This is a genomic window from Methylobacterium aerolatum (assembly GCF_022179085.1).
In the GTDB taxonomy this organism is placed as follows: Bacteria; Pseudomonadota; Alphaproteobacteria; order Rhizobiales; family Beijerinckiaceae; genus Methylobacterium; species Methylobacterium aerolatum.
In genome coordinates, this window is record NZ_BPQE01000017.1 from 41,459 (window position 1) to 59,925 (window position 18,467).

At 71.1% G+C, this 18,467-nt stretch carries 19 protein-coding genes; 5 read left to right on the plus strand and 14 right to left on the minus strand.

Annotated features, from left to right (window positions below; genetic code table 11):
- Nucleotides 1-52: 52 nt before the first annotated feature.
- The 6 genes from MFF06_RS12095 to MFF06_RS12120 form a co-directional block, all read right to left on the minus strand.
- The gene (locus MFF06_RS12095; RefSeq protein ID WP_238204091.1) at nt 53-1,492 is read right to left on the minus strand and encodes a pilus assembly protein TadG-related protein; all 1,440 of its coding nucleotides are present in this window, start codon (nt 1,490-1,492) and stop codon (nt 53-55) included.
- Nucleotides 1,477-2,223: a TadE/TadG family type IV pilus assembly protein gene (locus MFF06_RS12100; protein WP_238204093.1), complete on the minus strand. Its 747-nt coding sequence runs from the start codon at nt 2,221-2,223 to the stop codon at nt 1,477-1,479. The genes MFF06_RS12095 and MFF06_RS12100 overlap by 16 nt, the downstream gene beginning before the upstream one ends.
- Nucleotides 2,223-2,720, minus strand: coding sequence for a pilus assembly protein (locus tag MFF06_RS12105; RefSeq protein ID WP_306421659.1), 498 nt, complete (start codon nt 2,718-2,720; stop codon nt 2,223-2,225). The genes MFF06_RS12100 and MFF06_RS12105 overlap by 1 nt, the downstream gene beginning before the upstream one ends.
- Before the next feature lie 175 nt (nt 2,721-2,895).
- Nucleotides 2,896-3,633 (minus strand): flagellar type III secretion system pore protein FliP, encoded by a 738-nt coding sequence (fliP, locus tag MFF06_RS12110; RefSeq protein ID WP_370876524.1) that lies wholly within the window; start codon nt 3,631-3,633, stop codon nt 2,896-2,898.
- Nucleotides 3,634-3,653: 20 nt separating this feature from the next.
- Entirely contained in the window at nt 3,654-4,709 is a 1,056-nt protein-coding gene (locus tag MFF06_RS12115) for a lysylphosphatidylglycerol synthase domain-containing protein (protein WP_238204456.1), read from the minus strand.
- Between the two features lie 147 nt (nt 4,710-4,856).
- Nucleotides 4,857-5,345, minus strand: a complete 489-nt coding sequence (locus tag MFF06_RS12120) for a hypothetical protein (RefSeq protein ID WP_238204101.1) — start codon at nt 5,343-5,345, stop codon at nt 4,857-4,859.
- A 172-nt stretch (nt 5,346-5,517) separates the two neighbouring features.
- Between MFF06_RS12120 and MFF06_RS12125 the strand changes: the two genes are divergently transcribed.
- The gene (locus tag MFF06_RS12125; protein WP_238204103.1) at nt 5,518-6,831 is read left to right on the plus strand and encodes a KpsE/RkpR family capsule polysaccharide export protein; all 1,314 of its coding nucleotides are present in this window, start codon (nt 5,518-5,520) and stop codon (nt 6,829-6,831) included.
- Between the two features lie 79 nt (nt 6,832-6,910).
- Nucleotides 6,911-7,195 carry a hypothetical protein gene (locus tag MFF06_RS12130; RefSeq protein ID WP_238204111.1) on the plus strand — a complete coding sequence of 95 codons (285 nt, stop codon included), beginning with the start codon at nt 6,911-6,913 and terminating at the stop codon, nt 7,193-7,195.
- Nucleotides 7,196-7,343: 148 nt separating this feature from the next.
- On the opposite strand, the gene flbD is transcribed toward MFF06_RS12130, so the two are convergent.
- The 8 genes from flbD to MFF06_RS12170 all read right to left on the minus strand — a co-directional run bounded on the left by flbD (nt 7,344) and on the right by MFF06_RS12170 (nt 15,440).
- Nucleotides 7,344-8,705 (minus strand): sigma-54-dependent transcriptional regulator FlbD, encoded by a 1,362-nt coding sequence (gene flbD, locus MFF06_RS12135; RefSeq protein ID WP_238204113.1) that lies wholly within the window; start codon nt 8,703-8,705, stop codon nt 7,344-7,346.
- Between the two features lie 84 nt (nt 8,706-8,789).
- Nucleotides 8,790-9,122, minus strand: a complete 333-nt coding sequence (gene fliN / locus MFF06_RS12140; RefSeq protein ID WP_238204115.1) for a flagellar motor switch protein FliN — start codon at nt 9,120-9,122, stop codon at nt 8,790-8,792.
- A gap of 14 nt (nt 9,123-9,136) precedes the next feature.
- A complete protein-coding gene (locus MFF06_RS12145) occupies nt 9,137-9,742 on the minus strand; it encodes a FliH/SctL family protein (RefSeq protein WP_238204117.1) in 606 nt (201 codons plus the stop codon).
- Nucleotides 9,739-10,791, minus strand: coding sequence for a flagellar motor switch protein FliG (locus MFF06_RS12150; RefSeq protein WP_238204119.1), 1,053 nt, complete (start codon nt 10,789-10,791; stop codon nt 9,739-9,741). Before MFF06_RS12150 ends, MFF06_RS12145 begins: the two co-directional genes overlap by 4 nt.
- A 21-nt stretch (nt 10,792-10,812) precedes the next feature.
- On the minus strand, nt 10,813-12,459 hold the full coding sequence (gene fliF, locus MFF06_RS12155; RefSeq protein ID WP_238204120.1) for a flagellar basal-body MS-ring/collar protein FliF: 1,647 nt from the start codon (nt 12,457-12,459) through the stop codon (nt 10,813-10,815).
- A gap of 265 nt (nt 12,460-12,724) precedes the next feature.
- A complete protein-coding gene (sciP, locus tag MFF06_RS12160) occupies nt 12,725-13,000 on the minus strand; it encodes a CtrA inhibitor SciP (protein ID WP_238204121.1) in 276 nt (91 codons plus the stop codon).
- A gap of 91 nt (nt 13,001-13,091) precedes the next feature.
- The gene (locus MFF06_RS12165; protein WP_238204122.1) at nt 13,092-13,778 is read right to left on the minus strand and encodes a flagellar hook assembly protein FlgD; all 687 of its coding nucleotides are present in this window, start codon (nt 13,776-13,778) and stop codon (nt 13,092-13,094) included.
- Nucleotides 13,779-13,823: 45 nt separating this feature from the next.
- Nucleotides 13,824-15,440 (minus strand): flagellar hook-length control protein FliK, encoded by a 1,617-nt coding sequence (locus MFF06_RS12170; protein ID WP_238204123.1) that lies wholly within the window; start codon nt 15,438-15,440, stop codon nt 13,824-13,826.
- Between the two features lie 254 nt (nt 15,441-15,694).
- On the opposite strand from MFF06_RS12170, the gene mnmA reads away from it, so the two are divergent.
- From mnmA to MFF06_RS12185, 3 genes are all read left to right on the plus strand, one after another.
- Nucleotides 15,695-16,846 carry a tRNA 2-thiouridine(34) synthase MnmA gene (gene mnmA, locus MFF06_RS12175; protein ID WP_238204124.1) on the plus strand — a complete coding sequence of 384 codons (1,152 nt, stop codon included), beginning with the start codon at nt 15,695-15,697 and terminating at the stop codon, nt 16,844-16,846.
- 129 nt (nt 16,847-16,975) lie between these two features.
- A complete protein-coding gene (locus MFF06_RS12180) occupies nt 16,976-17,629 on the plus strand; it encodes a class I SAM-dependent methyltransferase (RefSeq protein WP_238204126.1) in 654 nt (217 codons plus the stop codon).
- Nucleotides 17,626-18,414: a TVP38/TMEM64 family protein gene (locus MFF06_RS12185; RefSeq protein WP_238204128.1), complete on the plus strand. Its 789-nt coding sequence runs from the start codon at nt 17,626-17,628 to the stop codon at nt 18,412-18,414. Before MFF06_RS12180 ends, MFF06_RS12185 begins: the two co-directional genes overlap by 4 nt.
- The last annotated feature ends 53 nt before the right edge of the window (nt 18,415-18,467 follow it).

The window sequence follows — 18,467 nt, forward strand, 5'->3', positions numbered from 1 at the left end:
CCACCCTCGGTCCGGGACGCCGCCTCGGCGGGCGCGGTCGCCCGCGCCCCGGTTACTGCGTGATGCGCGCCATGCGCAGGGCTTGGTCGAACATCGCGTTGAGGGATGCGGTGATGTCGGCCGGGGTGTTCGCGGTGTAGAAGAAGCCGGGCGAGGCGCAGGCCTTCAGGGGTGTCGCCAGCGTCGGGCTGAAGGCGTTCACCCGGTTGTTCTCCCAGGCGATTCCGCCGCCGTTGTTGACGAAGGAAATCTGGTTGTAGGGGATGTACAGCACCGAAATCGTGGCGCCCGCGCTCTTCAGCGCGGAGCAGGTGGTGGCATCGATCTGCGACGGTTGCGACCCGTCCCACCACGCGTTGGCATAGCCCACGAATTTCGACGGGTTTCCGGGATAGGTGTATTTGCCGTTGACCGACGTGAAGAAGTGCTGCCCGTTCTGCATCCCGTCGGTGACGAGGAAGACGAAGGGCTTCGGCTTCGACGCGCTGGACCCGTCGCCGTAGTTCACGATGGTGGATTGCATCTGCGCCATCGCCACCTCGAAATGGGTGCCGCCGGCGCCGGTCCCGGTGCTCGGGTCGAGGCCCGTGTAGAGCTGCGTCGAGCCGGTATCGAGGAGATTCGTCAGGGCCATCGGCCAGCTCTGGGCGCACTGGGCGGCGGTCGAGAGCGTCGCCATGGTGCCCGTGAGGGGCGAGAGCGTCGCGAGCTGGTTGATGAAGGGATAGAGGCCGACCCGGTACTGGTTCGGCACCAGGGGCTGCGACGCCCGCTGGATCAGCGAGCAGACCGCCGAGTTCACCGCGTCCGAGCGGAGCTGGATCTTGCCCGCCGCCTGGTTCCAGCCGTTGTAGCCGGGGAAGTGGCAGGCGAATTGGCACCCCTGCTGGTAGTCGGACCACATGTCGGTGTTGACGGCGGCGAGCTGGCTCATCCCGGTGGGTGTCGCGGGCAGGCCCATCGAGCCGGAGACGTCCATCATCAGGTAGAAGTCGAGGTAGCTCGCGAGGTCGGCGGAGGCGGTCACCGTGTTGGTGAGCGGCACGGTGGGCGCGCGGAAGATCTTGCCGAAGTTGTTCTGCACCGTCGCGGTGTAGGTCACCGTGGCGGTCAGGGTCTGGCCGGAGCGGACGACGGAGGGCGTCTGCAGGGTGAAGGTGGTGAAGGGCACGCGGCCCGCGTTCACCGCGAAGGCGTTGATGGCTTGGTTCGTCCCCGCCGTGATGCCGCTCTGCGTCACGTTCGCCTGCGCCGGGTTGTTGGCGATGTAGGCCTTGGCCGTCACCACGGCGGCCAGGGCGGCGGCGTCGGCGGCGTTATTGAGCTTCGTCTTGGCGGTGATGGCGACGCCGTAATCCACCCCGAGGCCGATCATGCCGATCAGCGGGATCACGCTGAGGCCGAAGAGGATGTTGATGCTGCCGCCGCGCTCGCGGCGCAGGGCGACGGTCCGCGCGGCGAGGCGGTGGGCGAGGGTCAGAAGCCGGGGCATTTCGAGGCGATCCCGTCGCTGCCGGTGGTGTCGTAATTGACGAAGGTCGCGTAGCGCGGCTGCACGTAGGCGGAGCGCGCGATGCGAAGCGGAGGCAGGAAGGCCGAGGCGAAGGTCGGCGTGAAGGTGAACACCACGTCGATCACGATGAGCGAGGCCGGGCCGAACACGGACCGGGGCAGGCTGGTCCGGCTCGGAGCGGCGTTGTTGGCCGCAGCGAGTTGCGGCGTCACGCAGGGGCGGTAGTTCGCGCCGCCCGGCTGGGCCGTGCCGGTGCTCGTCCAGGCGACGGTGGCGAGGTAGCAGGCGCTTTGGTCGGTGGGGTTGTTGCAGGTGGAGCCCGTGACCGGCGTGAACACGATGCTGGAGAAATTGATCGAGATGTCGGTCCACCACGCCATCCCCTGCCGCCGGGCATCCGTCATTACGAAGGGGAAGATCACCAGCGTCGCGTCGAAGCTGAAATGCAGGTCGGTGGCGTTCACCGTCGCCGTGGAGGAGTTGCTCGGCGGCACGGCCTGCGAGATCATCTGGCTGATCGAACGTGCGACCTGCCCGACCTTCCGCGTCGCGTTGACGTAGAGCACCACTTGGCTGCCCATCAGCAGGATCGCCGCCAGGATCGGCATGACGAGGGCGAATTCGAGGGCCGCCATGCCGCGCTCGGCGCCGGGGAAGCGCCGGGCGGCTCCGCCGGAGGCTCCGGGGCCGGGGATGTCGCCGGCGGCCATCAGTACTGCTCGTTGCGGAACGCCGCCGTGGCAATCGCGAGATAGGCCGGCTTGCCGTTGAAGGTGGCCCCGTTGCTCAGCATCGCCGCGAAGCCCGAGGGCAGGAAGGTGACCGGGTAGATCACCTGGAGGTACTGGTAGTCCCCCTGCTGGCCGAGGGTGAACTGGCCGGAGCCGGGGGTGAGGGCCGGGATCGTCAGGCCGCTCAGGTCGGGCTTCACGTAGGCGTAGTAGCCGGAGGGCTGGGTCGCCTTGGGCACCACGTACAGGTTGACGACGAGGTTGCCGCACTGGAGCCCGGGGGGAAGGCGGCCGCACAATTTCTGCGTGAATGTGCTCGCCGTCGTGGAGGTCGTCTGCGCGTTGCCCGTCAGGATGTCGCGCGCCGCGCTCGTGGTCGCGTAATCGATCGCCTCGCCAATGTAGAAGATCGCGCCGGCCACCAGCACGAACAGCATCGTCAGGATGAACAGCGAGCCGACCAGAGCGAATTCCACCGCCGTGGCGCCCCTGCGGTTCTCGATGAATGACCGGAGACAAAGCATCGCCCGAAGGTACTGGGCAAATTTTAACTCGCGGCTAATTCGATCTCAAAGAATCAATCACGGAACGTTGAAAAGACAGAATTTGCCGCAAATCAGTGCGTGATTACTGTGGATTTTCGCTGCGTCCTCACCCGCCGTAGCTCTGGACGAGGGAGCCCGCCACCAGGGTCCAGCCATCGACGAGGACGAAGAAGATCAGCTTGAAGGGCAGGGCGACGGTCGCGGGCGGCACCATCATCATGCCCACCGCCATGAGGACGGAGGCGACCACGAGGTCGATGATCAGGAACGGGATGAAGAGCAGGAACCCGATCTCGAAGGCGCGGCGCAGCTCGGAGATCATGAAGGCGGGGGTGACGACCTCCAGGCCGACCTGTTCCGGCCCCTGGGGCACCGGCACCTTGGCGAGATCGAGGAAGAGCTTCAGGTCCTTCTCGCGGACGTTCTTGAGCATGAAGGTCTTGAACGGGGCCGAGGCGCGCTCGAAGGCCTGTGCCTGCGTGATCCGGCCGGCCACCAGGGGCTCGATGCCGACGGTGTAGGCCTCGCGGCCCGTCGGCGCCATGACGAAGGCGGTGAGGAACAGGGCGAGGCTGACGATCACGGCGGTGGGCGGCGCCGTCTGCGTGCCGAGGGCCGAGCGCAGGATCGAGAGCACCACGACGATCCGGGTGAAGGCGGTGGCCATCACCAGCACCGAGGGGGCGACGGCGAGCACCGTGATGAGCGCGACGAGCTGCAGCGCCCGCTCGGTGGTGCCGCCGCTGCCGAGATCGACCGTCACGCTCTGCGCCCAGGCGGGGGCGGCGAGGAGGAAGGCCGCCAGGGCGAGGCCGGGGACCAGGGCGGCGGTCCGCCGGGGCATGGCGCGTGTCCCGGTGCGTCTCATGGCTGCCCCGCCGGGGCGAGGGAGGCGCGCCGGGCTTCAAGGTTCTGCCAGACGATCAGGGCGGGCAACCCCAGCACCACGTCCGGCACGCGCTTGGCGAGGGAGAGGGCGAGGGCGGTCCCGCTGTCGATGCCGAACAGGCCGCAGACCAGCACGAAGCCCCCCTCCTGCACGCCGAGGCCGCTGGGCACGAGGAAGGCCGCGGCCTTGATCGCCTGGCTCAGCGCCTCGATCACCACCACCTCGCTCACGCCCACGGAGCCGTGCCCGGCGCAGGCGAGCACGATCGCCACCTCCACGCAGCCGAACAGCCACGCGAGGGCGTGCAGGGCCACGGATTGGGCGATGTGCCCCCGGCGGGGGCGGCCCCACACGGCGTCGAGGGCGCCCTGCACCTGCGGCCGGGGCTCCGGCCGGGGTTCGGCCTCGCGCACGAAGCGGCGGCCGAGGGCGGCGACCTTCTCCTCGAGGACGTGCACGACGCCGGTGCGCTGCAGGGCGAAGAAGGCGGCGAGCAGCAGGCTCGCCACGATCAGGGTTCTGCCGGTCCATTGCGAGAGTTCGGCGGCGGCGCTGCCCTCGACCTGTCCGAGGAGGGCGGCGCCGATGCCGGCGAACAGGGCGAGCGTCGCGACCTGGATCAGCATGTCGGCGAGCACCGAGGCCGCCGCGAGGGCGCCGGGCACGGCCCAGAAGGTCAGGAGCCGCGCCCCGAGCACGTCCCCGCCGACGGAGGCCACGGGCAGAAGGACGTTGATGCCCTCGCGCACGAAGCGCAGGATCAGGCAGGCCGAGGCCGGCGCCGGGCTCAATCCGTCGAGCAGGCGCGCCCAGGCCAAGCCGCAGGCCAGGACCGCCGCGATCCGCACCAGCACGAGGCCGGCGAGGCCGAGGACGCCGATGCGGCCGAAGGCGGCTCCGACGGCGGCGAGATCGTTCGTCGCCACGAGCCACGCGGCGAGGCAGAGACCCACCACCGTCCCCGCGAGGGGCAGGCGGCGCAGGACCGCGTGCGCGATCCGCGACCGGCGCGACCGCCCGTCCGCCGTCACGGGCACCCCCCGCGTCCGGGCTCGCGGCGGAGGCGGGCGGCCGGGCGGCGCGGCGGGACCGGAGGTACGGGACCCAAGGATGCAAAAGCCAAGGATGCGGGTGCCAAGGATGCGGGAGCCAAGGGCGGACGGTCCTCGGTCGTGGTGTCAGGAAGCGGGCGGCGGGGCGGCGCGCGGGCCGGCCGTCTCCGGCTCAGCGGCTAGTGCGCCATTGGGGCCGAATTCGGGGAGCAGGGCCGCGCGGGCGCCCTCGCGCCCGGCCTTCGGATCGAGGAGCAGGACCCGCCCGGCGGCGAGGCTCGCGCCCGTCGCCACCGCCACCGCGTGCTTGGGGCAGGGGCCGAGGCAGCCCGATTCCACCACGCAGAGCTTGCGGGCCTTGCCCTTCTCCTTGCCCTCGCGCCGCTCCGGGGCGGGGCTCACCGTGCGGTAGGCATCCCGCAGCAGCGCCCGCAGCGCCTTGGGGCGCAGGCCCTGCCGTTTGGCGCATTTGGCGCAGACGACGGCGACCCCGCCGAACTTGGTCTTCGCGGCGGGAACCTTGCCGCCGGGAGCCTTGCCGCCGGGAACCTTGCCGGCAGGAGCCGAGGCGGCGGGCCGGGCCGAAGGGGCTGGAGGGGAAAGAGGTATCGTCATGCCTCCGTAACGATCGCGCAGGTTGTATGTGCCCGTCAGGCGCCGCGCAACGCCGGAAGCGGTGCCTTAAAAAGGGCCGAAAAGAACGGGATTCCCGGTGGGCGCAGGGGTCGAGTTGCGGCCCGGCCTTCGCGGGAGCGGGACCGGCGCGGATTCGGGAAAAGTTGGCGGAATGAGCTTGGACGACGTCAAGGAGGACACGCGCGAGGGCGAACTCGTCGCGTATGTCCAGCCGACGATGGCCGAACTCCGCCGCGAGGCGGAGACGATCCGGCCCATTCCCGAGAAGCGCGGCACCCTGGCGCTCCTCCGCTCGGCGGGGTCGCGCCTCGACTGGCGGCGCCTGCCCGGCCTGCGGCCCGTCCCCTTCGAGGAGACCGGGAGCTATGCCGGCCACCTGATGCGCCGGATCGGTCTGTTCGTCCTCCTGCCGACGGCGGTGGTGGCGATCTACCTCCTGGGCTTCGCCTCCGACCAGTACACCGCCTCCGCGCAGTTCACGGTCCGCGGCAACGTCGAGCCGATGGAGAGCGTCGGCCTCGGCCAGTTCACGAGCCTGATCCAGAAGCACAACAGCCAGGACAGCTACATCGTCCGCAACTACATCCAGAGCCAGACCCTGGTGCAGGATCTGGAGAGGGACATCCATCTTTCGAAGATCTTCTCGCGCAAGGAGGCGGACTTCTACGCGAGGTTCAACCCGTCCGAGCCGATCGAGGAGCTGACGAAGTACTGGAACAAGCACGTCTCGGTCGATATCGACGCCATCTCGGGCATCATCCGCCTCGGGGTGCGGGCCTTCACGCCCGAGGACGCGCTCCTCATCGCCCGCGAGGTGGTGAAGCGGACCGAGGTGCTGATCAACGGGATCTCGCGCCGCGCCCAGGCCGACATGGTCGCCCAGGCCCAGGCCGACGCCTCGGTCGCCCAGGAGCGCCTGCGCAAGGCCCACCTCGCCCTCCAGACCTTCCGCAACCGCTTCGGCCTGATCGATCCGATCAAGTCGGCCGAGGGGACGCTGACCACCCTGGTCACGCTCCGCAAGGACAAGCTGAAGCTGGAGGCCGACCTCCAGGTCCTCCGGGGCTCCACCCTCGACGAGCGCTCCCGCTCCATTCAGATGCTGGCGACGCAGGTCGCCTCCCTCGACCAGCAGATGAAGCTGCTGCAGGACGAGATGACCAGCAACGCCGCCGGCGACGGTCAGCAGAACCTCACCGACGCCCTCCTCGCCTACGAGGGTCTGCTCGTCGAGCGCACCATCGCCGAGAAGCTCGAGGAATCGGCCCACATCCTGTTCGACCGCGCCCGGATCGCCGCCGCCAAGCAGCACATCTTCCTGGCCACCTTCGAGCCGCCGGTCCTGCCGACGGAATCGCTCTATCCCGAACGGGCCCAGACCATCTTCGTGACGCTGTTCTGCTTCCTCGTGGTCTGGAGCTCCTTCACCCTGGTGAAGGCCGGCATTCAGGATCAGCGCAGCTGAGGCCACGATTTCCTCCGGCCCTCCACCTGCGGTAGACGGGACGGACGATTTCTATGGTCCCGGTCCCCGTCATCCCTCCATGTCGGATTTCACGGCTCTCATCGCGAAGGCGATCACCCCCGCAATGCCGCGGGAGGAGCGGGAGGCCGTCTATACGATGGTCCGCGATGCGGTCGCGCGGCTGCAGGAGCGGGACGGATTCAGTTCCGACGATCCCCGCGCCGCCCTGCGCCGCCACCTCGTCGAGGAGACGATCCGGGACATCGAGGGCGACCTCTCCCGCTTCGAGGCCCTACGCAAGCTCGAGGCGGCCTTCGCCGCCCAGTCCGTGGAGCACAAGGCCCAGGGCTCCCGGCGGCGTTAGGGCGTTTCGGTTCGATCCGGGGCGCCTGCTCGACCGTCCGTGCGGGCGTGAGCGAAGCACACCAGGGATCCGCCACGGTCGGTCAGCTCCCGCTGCCCTGGATTGCTTCGGCTCACGCTCGCAGAGACGGGGCGGCGTGTGATCCCGGTCATCCGATCGCCGCGCCCACCCGGGCGCCGCCCGGCTCCGCCACGTCGAGGCCCGCCGCCACGTACTCGTTGAGCTTGTTGCGCAGGGTGCGGATCGAGATGCCGAGGATCTTGGCTGCGTGGGTGCGGTTGCCCAGGCAATGGTCGAGGGTGTCGAGGATCAGGTCGCACTCGACCTGGGCCACCGTCCGGCCGACGAGGCCGCGCGTCACGGCCTCGGCCGCCTGGGCCGCCCGCGCCGCCGGGCCTTCCGGCGCCAGGGTCTCGCCCTCGGGGCTGAGGATCGCCTCCGGGCCGATCTCGGCCCCCGTGGCGAGGAGGACGGCCCGGTGCAGGGTGTTCTCCAACTCGCGCACGTTGCCGCGCCACGGGCTCTTCAGCATCAGCGCCTGGGCCGCCGCCGAGAGCGGCCGCTCGGGCAGGCCGTTCGATTCGGCGTAGCGCCGGGCGAAATGGCCGGCGAGTTCCAGAATGTCGGCGGGCCGCTCCCGCAGGGCGGGCAGGCGCAGGGACACGACGTTCAGCCGGTAGAGCAGATCCTCCCGGAACGTCCCCTTGCGCACCTCCTCCGCGAGGTTGCGGTTCGAGGTGGCCAGCACGCGGATATCGACCTTCACCGGCGCGGTGCCGCCGACCCGGTCGATGACCCGTTCCTGCAAGGCCCGCAGGAGCTTGGCCTGGAGGCGCACGTCCATCTCGGAGATCTCGTCGAGGAGCAGCGTGCCGCCGTTCGCTTCCTCGAACCGGCCGATGCGCCGGGCGATGGCCCCGGTGAAGGCGCCCTTCTCGTGGCCGAACAGCTCGGATTCGAGCAGCGCCTCGGGAATCGCGGCGCAGTTCACCGAGACGAAGGGCTTGGCCGCCCGGTTCGAGCGGGCGTGGAGGTAGCGGGCCAGCACCTCCTTGCCGGTGCCGCTCTCGCCGGTGATCAGCACGGAGGCTTCCGACCGGGCGACCTGCTCGGCGAGCTTCACCACCCGCTCCATGGCCGGGTCGCGCCATACGAAGGGGTTGCGGTCGGCGGCCACCGCCTCGATCACGGCGGCGATCAGTTCCGGGTCGGGCGGCAGGGGGATGTAGTCCCGGGCGCCGGCTCGGATCGCGGCGACGGCGGCGTTCGCGTCGGCGGCGACGCCGCAGGCGACGACCGGCGTGCGGATACGCTCCGATTCCAAGGCGCCGATCAGCCCGGCGATCGGCTGGGCGACATCGATCATGACGAGGTCCGCGCCCTTGGCCCGCAGGACGTTGAGGCCCTGGGGCACGCCGTCCGCCTGCGTCACCGAGGCGCCGCGGGACATGGCGATCTTGGAGGCGGTGATCAGCTCGCCGTTGAGCCGCCCGATTATCAGCAGCCGCATGAGTGTATTCCTTGCGCTAGATCCGAAGCGTCGAAAGGCCGGCCGCCTCCCCTCCCCGCAAGGGGAAGGGAAAACTCACGGGGCTCATTCGCCCTTGACGATCTCGGTCATCGTCACGCCCAGGCGGTCCTCCACGAGGACCACCTCGCCGCGGGCGACCAAGCGGTTGTTGACGTAGATGTCGATGGCCTCGCCGACCCTGCGGTCGAGTTCGAGGACGGTGCCAGGCCCGAGCCGCAGCAGGTCGCCGATCGGCATCCGGGCGGCGCCCAGCACCGCCGAGACCATCACCGGCACGTCGAACAGCTGTTCGAGGTCGGCGGCGGACTTCGGAGTGGTCGGCCCGTCGCGGATCGAATCGGGGGCGAAGTCGCCGTCGGTGTCGCCGAGCTGGGGCAGGCTGAAATCGTCGGACATGGGGATGCCGGGCCTCAGTCGAGGGAGGGAAGGCCGAGGGCCTGCGCGACGGCGGCCTCGATGCGGGCGCGCTCGCGCACGACGCCGCCGTCGGCCCACTCGATCCGGGCGTCGCCGGGCGCCGTGTCGGGATCGCCCAGCACCACGAGGCGGCCCTCGTAGCCGCGCTCGCGGGCGAGGCGCTTCACCAGCGCCTCGGCGTCCTCGACCAGGGTTTCGTGGACCCGCACGACCAGATGCGGCACCCCGCGCAGGTGCTGGAGCGCGGAGCGGGCGGCCTCGCCGATCCCGGCCAGCGGCTCGGCGGCGAGGGCGTCGGCCGCGACCTTGCGGGCGATCAGGACGGCGACCTCGGCGGCCTGGGCCTCGCGCTCGGCCTCCCGCGCGTCGGCGGCGGCGAGCAGCCCGGCGGCGGCGAGGGCGAGGCGGGTCATGGCGTCGGCGAGCCGCGCCTGGACCTGCGCCTCGGCCTGCATGCGGCCGTCCTGGAGGCCACGGGCATGGGCGGCCTGCTCGGCCTGGGCCGCCTCCTCGGCGGCGCGCTGCGCCTCCGGGCTCGGACGGGGCTTGCGGAAATCCGTATCGAACAGGAACGGCGTGGTGCGGGACGAGGCGTTCAATAGACCAGCTCCTCCTCGGCGCTGTTCTTGGCGATCATGATCTCACCCTTCTCGGCGAGTTCCTTGGCGGTCTCGGTCATCTTGGCCTGCGCCTCGTCCACCTCCTTGAGGCGAACGGGGCCGAGCGCCTGCATCTCGTCGGTGAGGTTCTTGGCGGCGCGGGTGGACATCTGGGCCATGAAGAAGGATCGGGTGCGCTCGTTGGCGCCCTTGAGGGCGCGGCACAGCGTGTCGGTTTCGATCCGCTGCATGAGGGTCTGGACGCTGCCCGGATCGAGCTTGAGCAGATCCTCGAAGGTGAACATCAGCTCGCGGATCCGCTTGGCGGAGCCGCGGTTGGCCTGGTCGAGGGCGGCGAGGAAGCGCCCTTCCGTCTGGCGGTCGAAGGCGTTGAACACGTCCGCCATCAGCTCGTGCGCGTCCCGGCGCTGGGTCTGCGCGATGGTGGAGACGAATTCGACGCGCAGCGTCTCCTCGATGTGGCGCAGGGCCTCCTTCTGCACGGTCTCCATCCGCAGCATCCGGTTCAGGACGTCGATGGCGAAATCCTCGGGCAGGATGGTCAGCACCTTGGCGGCGTAGTCGGCCCGCACCCGCGAGAGCACCACCGCCACGGTCTGCGGGTACTCGTTGCGCAGGAACGAGGCCAGGATCTCGGGGTCCACCTGGGCGATGGAGGCCCAGACCCGCTTGCCCGACGCCCCCTTGATCTCCGCCATGATCAGGGAGACCTGCTCGGAGGGGAAGATCTTGAGGAGCAGCGCCTCGGTCCGCTCGAAGTTGGCCGAGATGCCGCCGCTGTTGCCGAGCTTCGTCACGAACTCGATGATGAGCTTCTCGACGGTCGGCGCCTCCAGGGCGCCGAGCTGCACCATCGCGTGGCTGACCTTCTTGACCTCCTCCTCCTCCAGGGCCTGCCAGATCGGCGCGCCCTCGGCCTCGCCGAGCATCAAGAGCAGAGCCGCCGCCCGCTGCGGCCCGGGCAGGGACGCCAGGGACCCGGCGCTGGCGCCTGCCGCTAGATCCTGCGTGTCGATTCCCGCCGCCATCGCCCGTCCTCGCGCTCCCGGCTACTCTTCGTTGATCCAGGCGCGCAGCACCTCGACCGTCTCGGACGGGCTCGCGCGCACCATGTCGATCACCCGCTGCACCGTCTCCGCCTGCACCTGACCGTTGATCTTCGCGAATTCCATCAGCTTGGCGGTCGGGTTGTTGGGGTCGACCACGATCGTCCCGCCGCCGCCGGGGGCGGACAGGGTGATCGTCGTGCCCGCGGGCAGGACGTCACCGATGGACTTTCCCGCGCCGCCCGCCTCGGCGGCCACGGGCGCGAGCATCTGGCGGACGAGGGGCCGCACCACGGTCAGCAGCACGATCAGGGTCAGGAGGGAGAGCACGGACAGCTCGACCATCCGCATCACGTCGTCCTTGGAGGGCGACAGGAGGGACTGGATCAGCCCCGGCTCGTCCATCGCCTGCGGCCCGACCGGGCTCTCCGCCAAGCGCAGGTTCACCACCTCGATCTGGTCGCCACGGGCCTTGTCGAAGCCGACCGCGCTGCGCACCAGGGCCGCGATCCGCTCGATCTCGGCGGGCTGGCGCGGGCTGTAGACGGGCTTGCCGTCCGGCCCCGGCGCGTAGACGCCGTCGACCACCACCGCCACCGAGAGCCGCTTGATCCGGCCGCCCTCGGCGACCTCGGTCTTGGTGACGCGAGAGATCTCGTAGTTCGTGGTCTCCTCGTTCTTGTTGGTGGAATCCTTCTGGGTCGGCGGCTTGTCGCCGCCGGTGGCACCCGGCAGCTCGTTGCCCACCGTGGTCTGTCCCTCGGCGCCGCCGGTGAGGGAGGATTCCGTCCGGGTCTGGCTGGAGCGCACCACCCGGCTCTCGGGGTCGAAGGTCTCGGAGCGGCTCTCGATGCGCTTCAGGTCGAGCTCGGCGTTGACCTGCACCCGCGCCCGGCCGGGGCCGACGATGCCGGCCACCACGTCCTCGACCTGGGCGCGCAGGCGCTTCTCCAGGCCGACCTGCCGGTCCTCCTGGGCCGCCGCGTCCTCCTGGTTCTCGCCCTTGGCGCCGTCGGCCAGGAGGCGTCCGCGCTCGTCCACGATGGAGACCCGGTCCGGCCGAAGTCCCTGCACCGCCGAAGCGGCGAGGTGGCGGATCGCCCGGACCTGGCCGGGATCGAGATCGCCCGTCAGCTTCAGGACGATCGCCGCCGAGGGGGTCTCCCGGTCGCGCTCGAACAGGCGCCGTTCCGGCAGGACGAGGTGGACGCGGGCCGCCTGCACCCGGCCGATGGCGCGAATCGAGCGGGCGAGCTCGCCCTCCAGCGCCCGCAGGTGGTTCACGTTCTGCACGAAGTTCGTGGAGGAGAACGCGTCTCCCTTGTCGAAGATCTCGTAGCCGACGCCGCCCTGCACCGGCAGCCCCTTGCCTGCGAGGTCCATGCGCAGCTTCGCGAGGTCGCCCCGCGGCGCCAGGATGGTCTGTCCGGCATCGCCCCGGGTCTCGTAGCGCAGGCCCCGCGCGTCGAGCTCGCGGATCACGGCCGCCGAATCCTGCATCGTCAGGTCGGAGAAGAGCACGCCCATGTCCGGCCGCGAGACGCGCAGGATGATGAAGGCGAAGAATCCGATGAGGGTCAGCGTGACGGCCGCCATCGCCGCGAGCCGAGCGGGGCCGAGCTTCGTGACGAGGTCGAGGATCGGCTTCACGGATTGAGACGCTCGAAACGCGGGCGGACCGGGGATGGGCCGCTCGGCAGAAATTGCCCGGTTTGTGGTTAGCGACCCGTTAATGACACCACTTCTGATTGGAGTTGCTGAACGCGAAAGCCGCCCCCGGCTGTGACCGGACGCGGCTTTTGGGGGGCGGTGGCCGTCCGTGCGAGCGGAGCGAAGCCATCCAGGGATGGGAGGCGCCTCGGGCCGCGGCGCCGTCCCGGATCGCTTCGCTTCGCTCGGGGCGACGGGGACGGCGTCAGTGCCGGTAGTGCTGGATCCGCGTCGTCCGCAGGCCGGCGAGGCCGTGCTGGTCGATAGAGAACTGCCAGCTGAGGAATTCCTCGGTGGTCAGGGTGTAGCGCTTGCACGCCTCTTCCAGGCTGAGAAGGCCGCCGCGCACGGCCGCCACGACTTCCGCCTTGCGCCGGATGACCCAGCGCCGGGTGGTCGGCGGCGGCAGGTCCGCGATCGTCAGGGGACTGCCGTCGGGCCCGATCACATACTTGACTCTCGGGCGGTGGGGTTCGGTCATGATACGCTCTACACTCGACTAACCCGTCGAGGATGGAAGCTACTTGCGCCCGCCTAAAAGATGGTGAAGCCGAACCGTCGAATGTGATTCGTTACGAACCACTTGTGGACAACCCTATCTGCTGGACGCTGGAGAGGGGCACCCGCTGGGAGCCCACGAGAAGCACCGGCGTGCCGCCCGAGAGGTCGACCTCGCTCACCAGCCCGGTCACGCTCGTGTCGACGGCGACGCTCGACCCCGTGGCGTCCGTGGCCGCCACCTTGATGGAGTAGGTGCCGGCCGGCGCGTTGAGCCCGGCCGAGGTCTTGCCGTTCCAGGTGAAGGCTTGGCTCCCTGCCGCCAGGGTCGTGGTCTGCGAGGCGACCACGTTGCCCTTCGAATCGCTGATCGTGACCACCGCCTTCGCCGCCGCGCGGGCGGGATCGAGGGTCCAGGTCGCCGACCCGTCGGCGAGCTGCGTCGAGGCGCCGTCGGTGGTGATGGTCTTGCCGATGTAGCTCGTGGCGGAGGCGGTGCTCGCCGCCTGCGAGGCGCTGAGGATCGTGTCGAGGCGGTCGTTGGTCTTCAACTGCTGCTCGACGCCGGCGAACTGCACCAGCTGCTGGGTGAACTGGTTGGTGTCCATCGGGTCGAGGGGGTTCTGGTTCTTCAACTGCGTGGTGAGCAGCGTCAGGAACTGGTTGAAGTTGTTCGCGAGGCCGGAGGCGCTCGAGGCCGTGCCCGTCTGCGTGGACGAGGAGGCGGAACTGGTTACGAGACTCGAGATGCCTGCGGTCATGGGTGTCGTCTCCTGAAGGCGTGGGGCGGGGCCGGAGGCTCCGGGTCAGATTCGGATGTCGAGGCCGCCGTAGCCGCGCAGCCTCTGGGTGGGGATCGGATCCTGGACGGCCTCCATCCGGTCCGTGGACCAGGGCGAGCCGGCGCCCGGCTCGCCGCCGGCGCCGCCGCCACGGCCGCCCGCCTGCTGGCCGCCGTCGCCGCGCAGGGACAGGTTGATGCCGCTTGCGCCCGGATCGAGCCCCGCCTGGGCGAGGGCCTGCTGCAACTGGCCCGCGTCGCGCTGGAGCAGGGCCAGGGTGTCGGGCCGGTCCACCGTGAGATGGGTCGCCACCGTGCCCTTGGCCTTGTCGATGGCGAGCTTGACCTCGATCCGGCCGAGTTCCGCCGGATCGAGGCGGATCTGGAACTCGCTGGATCCGGCGAGGGCCCGCAGGCCGATCGTCATCGGCACCTGCCCGAGGGGGATCGGCGGCGCGGCGGGGCCGGTCGCGGGGGCGGCGGTCGCCGCCTGCGCGGCCGTCGCGGCAGCGGTCCCGGCGGCGGGTGTCGTGGCGGCGGGGGTGGGCGAGGGCGCGCCCGCACCGCCGCCCGTGGGCGCGGCGAGGCCCGGATCGGCGGCGGTCAGGGCAGAGAGGAACCACTTCGCCGGGCCGGAACCGCCGGTCCCGGCCGTGCCGTCGGCCTTCGTGCCGGTGGCCTGCGTGCCGTCGGTTTCCGCCTTATCCTGGGTCTCCGCGACGGGGACCGCCGCGCCCCTTCCGCCGCCTTGCCCCGTCGATCCGACGGCCTGCGGGCCACCCGCCGGGGCCGCGCCCGGCCCGGCTTCCCCGGCGACGGGCGTCGGCGCGGCGGGCGGGGGCGGGGGAACGGGGGCCGCCACCGGAACGAGCGCCGTCTGGCCCGCCTCCATCGTCTTCGCCTCGCCGGTCCCGGTCTCGTCGGCCTTGACCGTGTCGCGCTCGGCGGAGTCGGCCTTGCCGGAGGAGGGCGCGCCGGGCCCACTCGGTCCGGCCACGGTCTGCGCATCGGCTGCCTGTGCGTCCCCGGCCGCGGCGGCTGTGCCGGCGCCCGGCCCGCCCGGGCCCGCTTCCCTCGGCGCGACGCGATCCTGCCCGCCCTTCTCCTGGCTACTCCCGGCGGCGCCGGTCCGGGCGTCCGCGCCCGTGGAGGCCGTGTCCTGGCTCGCCTGCGCTCCCGTCTTGGTGGGATCGGTCTTGGCGGGATCGGGCTTGGCGGGATCGGTCCTGGTGGAATCGGTCTCGGCAGCATCGGTCTTGGCGGGCGCGGTACCGCCATCGGCACGGGCGTCCTCGCGGGCCGCCGTGCCGGCGCGGTCGTCGGCCTTTCTCTCCGGCCGCTCGGGCCTTTCGCGGGATGTGCGCACGGCCGTGGTGCGGTCACGGGCGTCGTCGCGGCGGGCGGCGGTCGCGCTCGCCCGCTGCTCCGTGGCCCTCTGGTCCATCGCCCGCTGCTCCGCCCGCTGATCGGCGACCGGGCGCCTATCGGCGGCGGCCGCGGGCGGGGGCCGGGTGTCCTTCGCCTGGGACAGCATGGCGTCGAAGCGCGGCCGCGCCGCAACGGTCCCGCGCGGCGCATCCGCCAGCAGGCTGCGCGCGCTCCACGCCGCCGTCTTCACCTGATCCGTGCCGCCGAAAGCCATGCGAGCGCTCCTCGGCTTCGAGGGGAGCAAGGGACAAGCCACGGCGGAGCATGAATCAAGTATATGTAAGTAAATGTGTTTTTCGCTCGTAGGCTGCGGTCGCGGGGATCGCGGCGGGCGGATCCTGCCGTGCCCCCGGCAGGATCTGCCGGGTGACGGTTTCCACTGCGGCCCGCAACCGCTATAGACAGGCGCGCCGGTCCCGGCGGCCCCGATCCCGGTCGCTTGGCCCAGGCCGCCCGACGCTGCCCGCGATGAACGCCCTCGACCTTCCGAACCCTCCCCACCAGACGCGCGTCGTCGTCGCCATGTCCGGCGGCGTCGATTCCAGCGTGGTCGCCGGCCTCCTGAAGCGCCAGGGGTTCGACGTGGTCGGCGTGACCCTGCAGCTCTACGATCACGGCGCGGCGACGCACCGCCGGGGCGCCTGCTGCGCCGGCCAGGACATCAACGACGCCCGCGCCGCCGCCGACCACCTCGGCATCCCCCATTACGTCCTCGACTACGAGGACCGGTTCCGCGACGCGGTGATCGACAAGTTCGCCGAGAGCTACCTCGCGGGGGAGACCCCGATTCCCTGCGTCGAGTGCAATCGCACGGTGAAGTTCCGGGATCTCCTCGGCCTCGCCAGGGAACTCGGCGCCGACGCGCTCGCCACCGGGCACTACGTCGCCAGCCGCCCGCTTCCCGGCGGTGGCCGCGCCCTGCACCGGGCGAAGGACCCCGCCCGCGACCAGAGCTACTTCCTGTACGCGACGACCCCGGAGCAGCTCGCCTTCCTGCGCTTCCCCCTCGGCGAAATGGGCAAGGACGAGACGCGGGCGCTGGCCCGCGACCTCGGCCTCGCCATCTCCGAGAAGCCGGACAGCCAGGACATCTGCTTCGTGCCGCAGGGCCGCTACAGCGACGTGATCGCGCGGCTCCGCCCGGATGCCGCGAGGCCGGGGGAGATCGTGGACCTCGCGGGCCGGTCCCTGGGCCGCCACGAGGGGATCCTGCACTACACGGTCGGCCAGCGCCGGGGCCTCGGTCTGTCGGGCCGCGAGCCGCTCTACGTGGTGCGGCTCGAACCCGCCACCGCCCGGGTGGTCGTGGGTCCCCGCTCCGCCCTCGCCACGAGCCGGATCCGCCTCGACGGGTTGAACTGGCTCGGCGACGGCGCGCGCGGGGCCGTCCGCGACCTCCCGGTGGCGGTGCGCGTGCGCTCCACCCGCCCGCCGCGTCCGGCCCTGCTCACCCTCGACGCCGACGGCGCGGAGGTGGTCCTCGCAGAGGCTGAGGATGGTGTGTCCCCTGGTCAGGCCTGCGTCATCTACGAGGACGACGACCCCCGGTCGCGGGTGCTCGGCGGCGGCACCATCCGGCGCATCGACGCGTTGTCGGCCCGGCCCCCCGAAGCCGCCTAGCGTTCGCGTGTTCCTTCGCGTTCGCGTGTTCCTTGCCGCGCGGGGCGGCCTAGGTAAGCTGGGTGCCGCGCAAGGCGTGCGGCCCGAGCATCGAACTCCCTTCCCCCCTTCCAGGACCATCCCACAGCCATGTTGAGTGAGCCGCAGGTGGCCGGGCCGAGCACGGCCCTGATGCGCAAGGCCTATGCCCGCTGGGCCCCCGTCTACGACGTGGTCTACGACAAGCTCACCGAGCCCGCCGCGCGGGCGGCGGTGGAGGCGGCCTCGGTCCACGGACCGCGCATCCTAGAGGCCGGCGTCGGCACCGGGCTGGCGCTGGGCTACTACCCCAAGGGCAGCTTCGTCTGCGGGGTCGACCTGTCCGAGGACATGCTGAAGCGCGCCCGCGGCAAGGTTCACCGCAAGGGCCTGTCGCACGTGCGCGGCCTGCAGGTGATGGACGTCTGTCACCTCGGCTATGCCGATGCGAGCTTCGACGCGGTGGTGGCGCAGTTCCTCATCACCCTCGTGCCGGACCCTGAGGCGGCACTCTCCGAGTTCCTGCGGGTGGTGCGGCCGGGCGGCGGCATCGTGCTCGCCAACCATTTCGGGCAGGATTCGGGGCCGCTGGCCAAGGTGGAGGAGGTGGTCGCGCCCCTCTGTACCAAGATCGGCTGGTCCTCGGACTTCAAGGCCGCGCGGATCGAGGCCTGGGCCCGGCGTAACGGCGTCGAGGTCCAGGGGCTGAAGCCGACCTTCCCCGGCGGCTTCTTCAAGATCCTGCGGATGCGCAAGGCCGGGTGAGCGCGGCGGCGCCCCCGGAGAGCCGGTGGCGGCGCGTCCGGCGCTGGCTGCCCTTCCTCCTCCTGGCCACGATTACCGTGGCGGCCTTCGCCTCGGGGGCGGCGCACCTGTTCAGCATGGAGCGGCTCCTCGCCTCCCGGGCGTGGCTGCGCGCCTTCGTGGAGGAGGGCATGCTCCGGGCGATGGCGGCGGCCTTCCTCGTCTACCTCGCGGCGGTGATCGTCTCGCTGCCGGCGACCCTCATTCTGACGATGATCTGCGGCTTCCTGTTCGGCGTCGTGCCGGGGGCGCTGCTCGCCGTCTGCGCGGCGACGACGGGGGGCGCGCTGGTTTTCTCCGTGGGCCGTGGGCCGGGGGCGGACTTGGTCCGGCGCTTCGGGGGCGCACGGCTCGACCGGTTCGCCGCCGCCCTCCGGCGGAACGCCTTCGGCGTCATCGCGACCTTCCGGGTGGTGCCGCTGTTTCCCTTCGCGGTGACGAACCTCGTCCCGGCCGCCTGCGGCGTTCGCCTGCGGACCTTCGTGGCCGCCACCTTCCTCGGTCTCCTGCCGGGGGCCCTTGTCTACGCGACCGCCGGCGCCGGACTGGAGGACGTGGTCGCCGCCCACGAGGCGGCCCGCGCCGTCTGCGAGGCGGACGGCGGGGCCGCGTGCAGCCGCGCCCTCTCGCCCTCCGCCCTCCTCACGCCGAAGGCGCTCGCCGCCCTCGGGGCGCTCGGAGCCTTCGCGGTCCTCAGCCTCGCCCTCGGGCGCCGCCTGCGCCGGGATGCACCGGGGGTGGATTGATCGCCGGGTGCCGTCCACGACCCTCGACGCTGCCTATCCCCTTGGGCTATCGA

Bases quoted from the DNA above. Each gene is read 5' to 3' on its own strand.
- mnmA (WP_238204124.1), top strand. From the start codon at position 15,695: ATGAACGCCCTCGACCTTCCGAACCCTCCCCACCAGACGCGCGTCGTC.
- MFF06_RS12150 (WP_238204119.1), bottom strand. From the start codon at position 10,791: ATGGCGGCGGGAATCGACACGCAGGATCTAGCGGCAGGCGCCAGCGCC.
- fliP (WP_370876524.1), bottom strand. From the start codon at position 3,633: ATGCCCCGGCGGACCGCCGCCCTGGTCCCCGGCCTCGCCCTGGCGGCC.
- MFF06_RS12130 (WP_238204111.1), top strand. From the start codon at position 6,911: ATGTCGGATTTCACGGCTCTCATCGCGAAGGCGATCACCCCCGCAATG.
- MFF06_RS12100 (WP_238204093.1), bottom strand. From the start codon at position 2,223: ATGGCCGCCGGCGACATCCCCGGCCCCGGAGCCTCCGGCGGAGCCGCC.
- fliN (WP_238204115.1), bottom strand. From the start codon at position 9,122: ATGTCCGACGATTTCAGCCTGCCCCAGCTCGGCGACACCGACGGCGAC.
- MFF06_RS12170 (WP_238204123.1), bottom strand. From the start codon at position 15,440: ATGGCTTTCGGCGGCACGGATCAGGTGAAGACGGCGGCGTGGAGCGCG.
- MFF06_RS12180 (WP_238204126.1), top strand. From the start codon at position 16,976: ATGTTGAGTGAGCCGCAGGTGGCCGGGCCGAGCACGGCCCTGATGCGC.
- MFF06_RS12125 (WP_238204103.1), top strand. From the start codon at position 5,518: ATGAGCTTGGACGACGTCAAGGAGGACACGCGCGAGGGCGAACTCGTC.
- flbD (WP_238204113.1), bottom strand. From the start codon at position 8,705: ATGCGGCTGCTGATAATCGGGCGGCTCAACGGCGAGCTGATCACCGCC.
- MFF06_RS12120 (WP_238204101.1), bottom strand. From the start codon at position 5,345: ATGACGATACCTCTTTCCCCTCCAGCCCCTTCGGCCCGGCCCGCCGCC.
- sciP (WP_238204121.1), bottom strand. From the start codon at position 13,000: ATGACCGAACCCCACCGCCCGAGAGTCAAGTATGTGATCGGGCCCGAC.
- MFF06_RS12095 (WP_238204091.1), bottom strand. From the start codon at position 1,492: ATGCCCCGGCTTCTGACCCTCGCCCACCGCCTCGCCGCGCGGACCGTC.
- MFF06_RS12165 (WP_238204122.1), bottom strand. From the start codon at position 13,778: ATGACCGCAGGCATCTCGAGTCTCGTAACCAGTTCCGCCTCCTCGTCC.